Source organism: Amycolatopsis sp. NPDC058340, assembly GCF_042723975.1.
Lineage (GTDB): Bacteria > Actinomycetota > Actinomycetes > Mycobacteriales > Pseudonocardiaceae > Amycolatopsis.
In genome coordinates this window covers 1-7,107 of record NZ_JBHXIB010000099.1, presented here as the reverse complement: position 1 = coordinate 7,107, position 7,107 = coordinate 1, and the positions used below count along the sequence as shown (strand labels likewise).

Sequence of the window (7,107 nt, the reverse complement as noted above, 5' to 3'; positions counted from 1 at the left end):
GGACGGTTCTAACCGTCCTCGCCACTCACGAGACGCGCCCCACGCGGATCCGGCGCTCTTTTGTCGGACCCCGGTGATAGAACCGACCCGTGACCCCCAAGATCGACATCGCGCAGCGCCGCGCCCGGCTCGCGACGCGTCATCGCCTCGCCACGCCCGCCGAGTCGGTGCTCGCCGCCGCCGACGCGGTAGTCGCGCTGCACGCCACGGATCCGGCGTCGGTGCATCTCTCGGCGTGGGCGCGTGTGAAGGGCGACGGCGTCGCCGAGCTGGAGAACGCGCTCTACGAGGAGCGCACGCTGATCCGGCTGCTCGGCATGCGCCGCACGGTCTTCGTCCTCGGGCACGAGAACGCGGCCCTCGTGCAGGCCGCGTGTTCCGCCGACATCGCCAAGAAGCAGCGCCGCCTGCTCGAACAGCACCTCGGCACGCAGGGACATCCGGAGAACGTCCCCGAACCCGGGCGTTGGCTGGCCGAGGTCGAGGAAGCGACGGAGCGCGCGCTGAAGGCTCGCGGTTCCGCCACGGCGCAGGAGCTTTCCCAGGACGAGCCGCGCCTGAAGCAGCAACTCCTGATGGCGAAGGGAAAGCCGTACGAGGCCATCGCCAACGTCACCAGCCGGGTCCTGTTCCAGCTCGCGGTCGACGGCCGCATCGTGCGCGGCCGCCCGCGCGGCAGCTGGATCAGCAGCCAGTACTACTGGGCCCCCATGGCGGGCTGGCTGCCGCAGGGCCTGGCCGAATGGGACGCCGACGCCGCCAGGGTCGAGCTCGCCCGAAGGTGGCTCCGGGCCTACGGGCCGGCCCCGATCGCGGACCTCCGCTGGTGGACGGGCTGGACGATCGGCCAGACGAAGAAGGCGCTCGCGGAGATCCAGCCGGTCGAGGTCGACCTCGACGGCGTTCCCGGCGTGGTGCTCGCCGACGATCTGGAGCCGGTCGCCGAGCCGGAACCCTGGGTCGCCCTGCTCCCGTCCCTCGACCCGACGGCGATGGGCTGGATCGAGCGCGACTGGTATCTCGGCCCGCACAAGGCGCCGCTGTTCGACGGCACCGGCAACATCGGGCCCACCGTCTGGGCCGACGGCCGCATCGTCGGCGGCTGGGCGCAGCGGCCGGACGGCGAGGTCGTCCATCACCTCCTGGAGGACGTCGGCGCCGACGTCGAACGGGCCGTCGAGGCGGAGGCGAACCACCTGGCCGAGTGGTTCGGAGACGTGCGAGTAACACCACGGATGCGCACGCCACTGGAGCGACGGCTAGCACAGTGAAGCTGAGAGTTTCCCCAAGACGTCCTGGTAGCGACGCACTTAATCGATTCTTGACCTGACCCACCGAGTGGTGGAAGTCTCGTCAGGGCAAAGAGGGCCGCCCGAGCACGCACGCTAGGGTTGCGCCCGAGTAAAGGACGTCTTACCGGGGCGATCCCGGTCGAGTCTCAAGGGAGTGGCAGCAGTGACGGTTCGCGTAGGTGTCAACGGCTTCGGCCGCATCGGCCGCAACTTCTTCCGGGCCGTGCAGGCCGCCGGTCACGACATCGAGGTGGTCGCGTTCAACGACCTCGGCGACGTCGCCACCATGGCCCACCTGCTGAAGTACGACTCCATCCTCGGCCGCTTCCCGGGCGAGGTCAGCGTCAGCGACGAGGGCATCGTCGTCGACGGCAAGACGATCAAGGCCCTCGCCGAGCGCGACCCGGCCAACCTGCCCTGGGGCGACCTCGGCGTGGACGTCGTCGTCGAGTCGACCGGTTTCTTCACCAACGGCGACGCCGCCAAGGCGCACATCGCCGGTGGCGCCAAGAAGGTCATCATCTCCGCGCCCGCCAAGGGTGAGGACCTGACCGTGGTGCTGGGCGTCAACGACGACAAGTACGACGGTTCGCAGACCATCATCTCGAACGCGTCCTGCACCACCAACTGCCTCGGCCCGCTGGCCAAGGTCCTCAACGACGCCTTCGGCATCGAGCAGGGCCTGATGACCACGATCCACGCGTACACGCAGGACCAGAACCTGCAGGACGCGCCGCACAAGGACCTGCGCCGCGCCCGCGCCGCCGCGCTGTCGATGGTCCCGACCTCGACCGGTGCCGCCAAGGCCATCGGCCTGGTCCTGCCGGAGCTCAACGGCAAGCTCGACGGCTACGCGGTCCGCGTCCCGGTCCCGACCGGTTCGGCCACCGACCTCACCGTCACGCTGGCCAAGAGCGCGACCATCGAAGAGATCAACGCTGCGTACAAGGCCGCCGCCGAGGGCCCCCTGGCCGGCATCCTGCGCTACAGCGACGACCCGATCGTCTCGGCCGACATCGTCACCGACCCGGCGTCCTGCATCTACGACGCGCCGCTGACCAAGGTCATCGGCAACCAGGTCAAGGTCGTCGGCTGGTACGACAACGAGTGGGGCTACTCCAACCGCCTCGCCGACCTCGTCAAGCTCGTCGGCACCAAGCTCTCCTGAGTCATGGCGCTGAAGAATCTCGAAGACCTGCTGGGCGAGGACGTCTCGGGCCGGTACGTACTCGTACGTTCCGACCTGAACGTCCCGCTCGACGGGGACAAGATCACCGACGACGGCCGTGTCCGCGCGGCCCTGCCGACCCTCAAGCGGCTCGCCGAGGCGGGCGCGAAGGTGGTCGTCACGGCGCACCTCGGCCGTCCTAAGGGCGAGCCGGACCCGAAATTCTCGCTCGCGCCCGTCGCCGCGAAGCTCACCGAGCTGCTCGGCGTCGACGTCCCGCTGGCGGGTGACCTGGTCGGCGAGTCCGCCAAGGCCACCGTCGCCGGCCTGAACGACGGCCAGGTGGCCCTGCTGGAGAACGTGCGCTTCGACGCGCGCGAGACCAGCAAGGTCGAGGCCGAGCGTCAGGAACTGGCCGCCGAGCTGGCCGCGCTCGTCCCGGGCGGCGCGTTCGTCTCCGACGGTTTCGGTGTCGTGCACCGCAAGCAGGCCTCGGTCTACGAGATCGCGCGGGCGCTTCCGGCGTACGCGGGCGGGCTCGTGCTGGCGGAGGTCGACGTCCTCAAGAAGCTCACTGAGGACCTCGCGCGGCCGTACGTCGTCGTCCTCGGCGGCGCGAAGGTGTCGGACAAGCTGGGCGTCATCGCCAACCTGCTGACCAAGGTCGACAGGCTCCTCATCGGCGGCGGCATGGCGTACACCTTCCTCAAGGCCCAGGGCCACGAGGTCGGGAACTCGCTGCTGCAGGAGGACCAGCTGGAGCAGGTCCGCGGTTTCCTCGCCGAGGCGGAGAAGCGCGGCGTCGAGCTGATCCTGCCGGTGGACGTCCTCGCCGCGACGGGCTTCGCGGCCGACGCGGAGTTCGACGTCGTCGACGCGACGGCCATCCCCGCCGGCCGCATGGGTCTCGACATCGGACCGAAGTCGCGAGAGCTGTTCGCGGGCAAGCTGGCCGACGCGGCGACCGTGTTCTGGAACGGCCCGATGGGCGTGTTCGAGTTCGAGTCCTTCGCCGGCGGCACCCGTGCCGTGGCCGAAGCGCTGGTCAAGAGCGACGCCTTCACGGTGGTCGGCGGTGGCGACTCCGCCGCGGCCGTGCGGCAGCTCGGCCTGCCGGAGGACGGCTTCTCGCACATCTCGACCGGCGGCGGCGCGTCGCTGGAGTACCTGGAGGGCAAGGAACTGCCCGGAGTCGCTGTGCTGGGAGAGAACGACTAGTGGCGCGCAAACCGCTCATCGCCGGCAACTGGAAGATGAACCAGAACCACCTCGAAGCCATCGCGCTGGTTCAGAAGATCGCCTTCGCCCTGCCGGAGAAGTACTACGCGAAGGTCGACGTCGCGGTCCTGCCGCCGTTCACCGACATCCGCAGCGTCCAGACGCTGACCGACGGCGACAAGCTGTCGCTCACCTACGGCGCCCAGGACCTGTCGCCGCACGACTCCGGTGCCTACACCGGCGACGTGTCGGGCCCGATGCTGGCGAAGCTGGGCTGCAGCTTCGTCACCGTCGGGCACTCGGAGCGGCGTGAATACCACGGCGAGTCCGACGAACTGGTGAACAAGAAGGTCAAGGCCGCGCTCAAGCACGGCATCACGCCGATCCTGTGCGTGGGGGAGAAGCTCGAGGTCCGCGAGGCAGGCGAGCACATCACCCACACCACGACCCAGCTGGTCGAGGGCCTCAAGGGGCTCAAGGCCGAGCAGGTCAAGGACGTCGTCGTCGCGTACGAGCCCGTCTGGGCGATCGGGACCGGCAAGGTCGCGACCCCGCAGGACGCCGAAGAGGTGTGCGGAGCCATCCGCGCCACCCTCGCCGAGAAGTACGGTGCCGAGGTCGCATCCTCGGTCCGCGTGCTCTACGGCGGCTCGGCCAAGGCCAACAACATCAGTGACCTCGTCGCCTGCGAGAACATCGATGGTGCGCTCGTCGGTGGTGCCAGCCTGGATGGTGACGAGTTCACCAAACTCTGCGCACTCGCCGCGGGCGGGCCCCTGCCCTGATCGGGGCACCTACCGGGTAACCTGGGTATCCGGTCCGTCACACAGCAGTGGACGAGTCCAGGAGTACGGTGTGTCCTGGTGGCCAAGAGCCGCCTGTGCACACCGTTTTCCTGCATTCTCCAAGAGCGCAGAGGATGACATGAAGCTGTTCCTGCAAATCCTGTTGATCGCCTCCAGCGTGCTGCTGGTGGTCGCCGTGTTGCTGCACCGCGGCCGTGGTGGCGGTCTGTCTTCGCTGTTCGGTGGCGGTATGCAGTCGAGCCTCTCCGGCTCGAGCGTGGCCGAGAAGAACCTCGACCGGATCACGCTGCTGCTGGGCGCGGTGTGGCTGATCAGCATCATCGGCCTCGGGCTCCTGCTCAAGGTCTGATCGATCCAGGTGTTTCGGCGTGCCTATGGGGGGCGCGCCGCCGATCCCTATAGGTGTGAGGATTCATGGTTGGCGGTAACGCGATTCGGGGCACCCGTGTGGGTGCCGGGCCTTCGGGCGAATCGGAGCGGGGTGAGTCGGCGCCGCGGCGTCGTATTTCCTACTGGTGCGCCAACGGGCACGAGGCACAGCCCTCGTTCTCGATGGACGCCGAGATTCCCGACGAGTGGGACTGCCCGCGTTGCGGGCTCCCCGGTGGGCAGGACGAGAAGAACCCTCCTGCCGCGCCGCGGACCGAGCCTTACAAGACTCACCTCGCGTACGTGAAGGAACGGCGTTCCGACGCCGACGGCGAGGCCATCCTCGCCGAGGCGCTGGAGCGGTTGCGCCAGCGCCGGGAGATCTAGCAGCTGCTATTCAGGGCTGAGCCCGCGTCCGCGATCCCGTCGCCAGGGCGCCCGTCCGGCATGTCGGCGCCAGGCGGTGTGTACGCCCTGCCGCCGGGATCGCGAGGCCTACGGCCAGGCGCGTTCAGCGCAGCTCCGCCGACCACCGGCCGTTCACCGGTCGAGCGGGTACCGGGCACGCACCCGGAACCCTCCGTCCTCGGTGTCGGCGGTCTCGAAGCTCCCACCCAGCAGTCGAGCGCGTTCGGCCAGCCCGGTCAGCCCGTGCCCTCCCGAGGGCAGGGCCGCACCGGGGGTCCGAGCGCGCTCGTTGCGTATTTCGACCTTGAGCGAACCGTGCTCACCCTGGATGCGGATGGTCGCGGTGGCGCCCGGTGCGTGCTTGTGCACGTTCGTGAGGCATTCCTGCACGGTCCGATAGGCCGCCGCCGAAACCTGGCTGGGCAGCAGGTCGGGGATCCGCTCGACGGTGAGGTGGACCGGGACGTCCGAGCCGCGGATCAGCCGGTCGAGCTCGTTGATGCCCGGCCGCGGCCCGTCGTCTTCGGAGCCCGAGCGGAGCACGCTCACGAGTGAGCGCAGCTCTTCGAGCGTCTTGGTGCTCAGCTTCCGGATGACCTGCGCGGTTTCGAGCGAGCGGGCGTCCGTGGTCTGCGCCTGCAGCGCGCCTGCCTGCATGGCGATCAGCGTGATCTGGTGCGAGACGACGTCGTGCATCTCCCGCGCGAGGCGGGCACGCTCCTCCGCGCGGACGGCGTCGGCGTGGAAGCGGCGCTCACGGTCGCGGCTGGCGGCGAGTTCGGAGAGCTTCTGCGAGATCTCGGTCCGCGCTCCGATGAGCAGGCCGATGGCCACCGGCATCCCGGCGACGATGACGCCGTAGATGCCGTCAAGGACGTGTTCGCGCCAGCTGAGCTCGACGAAGTCGGCCAGCGGCCACTGCACGAAACGGCAGGTGAAGACGAGCGCGAACCCGGTCCAGGTCTGCCAGTGCATCTGCTTGCGGGTGGCGAGGAAGCCCAGCGCGATCATCGCGGCCAGCTGTGACCAGCCCGCCAGGAAGCCGGGGACGGTGACGATCACCGCGAGGAACGGCAGCTTGCGCCGGAAGGCGAGGCCGAGGCACGCGGCACCGGACAGGTAGATCGAGTACGGCTGGGCCTTCTCGGGGATCACCAGCCAGACGTCGAGCGCGGCCAGGAAGATCGCGAGCGTGTCGATGCCCAGCGCGACCAGCGCCGGGCGTTTGATCTTGGCGAACGACATGACCCCGGCGGCACGGCGCATCCGGTCGGCGGCGTCCGCTCCGGAGCCGCCCACCGAGATACCTGGCATCGAGAGACCCTCTGTGCTCATCGCTGGCGACCTCACTCGTCTTGTGGACTTGAATGGTGAGACGTGTTCTTCGCCCGATCGGGACGCGCAGGAACGAACAAATGTGCGGATGCTAACGGGTGGATGTACAAGGGCGGTAAGTTTCCCCCAGTCGGGCTAGCGACTGGGCGATCACTGTCCGTTCTGCGGACAAGTGCATGAACGTTCGGTCGGTCGAATCCACACCGGACCACCCGGGCTCGGTGGTCCGTTGATCGTTTCGACGCGCGAACAAGTCCTCTCTGATGCCGAATCCCCCGGAAGTTGATCTATGTCACGTTTCGTGGTCGCGCGGTGACCCTGCCGCGCGAGTTCCGTGAAGGCCTCCTTCACTACCTTCAGGGTAGGGAAGGAGGCCCTCACGGACTTCCGCCATGAGGGTGTCAGACCCGGATGCGGGGGGTTTGGCCCCACACACGGGGGAGCAGGTGGGACGGGGGGGGGGCCGGCGACTAATGGTGGGTGTTGTTGCGGTGGTTTACTATGGATTTTG

At 68.6% G+C, this 7,107-nt stretch carries 7 protein-coding genes; 6 read left to right on the top strand and 1 reads right to left on the bottom strand.

The genetic code is table 11. The features are described 5' to 3' along the window. Positions 1-89 precede the first annotated feature (89 nt). The 6 genes from ACFWIW_RS42015 (at position 90) to ACFWIW_RS41990 (ending at position 5,240) form a co-directional block, all read left to right on the top strand. Positions 90-1,271 carry a winged helix DNA-binding domain-containing protein gene (locus ACFWIW_RS42015; protein ID WP_378373586.1) on the top strand — a complete coding sequence of 394 codons (1,182 nt, stop codon included), beginning with the start codon at positions 90-92 and terminating at the stop codon, positions 1,269-1,271. A 184-nt stretch (positions 1,272-1,455) separates the two neighbouring features. Then, positions 1,456-2,460 (top strand): type I glyceraldehyde-3-phosphate dehydrogenase, encoded by a 1,005-nt coding sequence (gap, locus tag ACFWIW_RS42010; protein ID WP_016333141.1) that lies wholly within the window; start codon positions 1,456-1,458, stop codon positions 2,458-2,460. Between the two features lie 9 nt (positions 2,461-2,469). Then, positions 2,470-3,678 (top strand): phosphoglycerate kinase, encoded by a 1,209-nt coding sequence (locus ACFWIW_RS42005; RefSeq protein ID WP_378373587.1) that lies wholly within the window; start codon positions 2,470-2,472, stop codon positions 3,676-3,678. Next, positions 3,678-4,463, top strand: a complete 786-nt coding sequence (tpiA, locus tag ACFWIW_RS42000; protein ID WP_063273001.1) for a triose-phosphate isomerase — start codon at positions 3,678-3,680, stop codon at positions 4,461-4,463. Before ACFWIW_RS42005 ends, tpiA begins: the two co-directional genes overlap by 1 nt. Positions 4,464-4,602: 139 nt before the next feature. Then, entirely contained in the window at positions 4,603-4,833 is a 231-nt protein-coding gene (gene secG, locus ACFWIW_RS41995; protein ID WP_016333144.1) for a preprotein translocase subunit SecG, read from the top strand. Between the two features lie 65 nt (positions 4,834-4,898). Beyond that, on the top strand, positions 4,899-5,240 hold the full coding sequence (locus tag ACFWIW_RS41990) for an RNA polymerase-binding protein RbpA (protein WP_034311760.1): 342 nt from the start codon (positions 4,899-4,901) through the stop codon (positions 5,238-5,240). Positions 5,241-5,393: 153 nt separating this feature from the next. Here the strand turns inward: ACFWIW_RS41990 and ACFWIW_RS41985 are convergent, their stop codons facing one another. Beyond that, positions 5,394-6,596 (bottom strand): sensor histidine kinase, encoded by a 1,203-nt coding sequence (locus ACFWIW_RS41985; RefSeq protein WP_073847003.1) that lies wholly within the window; start codon positions 6,594-6,596, stop codon positions 5,394-5,396. Positions 6,597-7,107: the final 511 nt, after the last annotated feature.

Coding starts and splice junctions, on each gene's coding strand:
- secG (WP_016333144.1), top strand. CDS start 4,603: ATGAAGCTGTTCCTGCAAATCCTGTTGATCGCCTCCAGCGTGCTGCTG.
- ACFWIW_RS41990 (WP_034311760.1), top strand. CDS start 4,899: ATGGTTGGCGGTAACGCGATTCGGGGCACCCGTGTGGGTGCCGGGCCT.
- ACFWIW_RS41985 (WP_073847003.1), bottom strand. CDS start 6,596: ATGAGCACAGAGGGTCTCTCGATGCCAGGTATCTCGGTGGGCGGCTCC.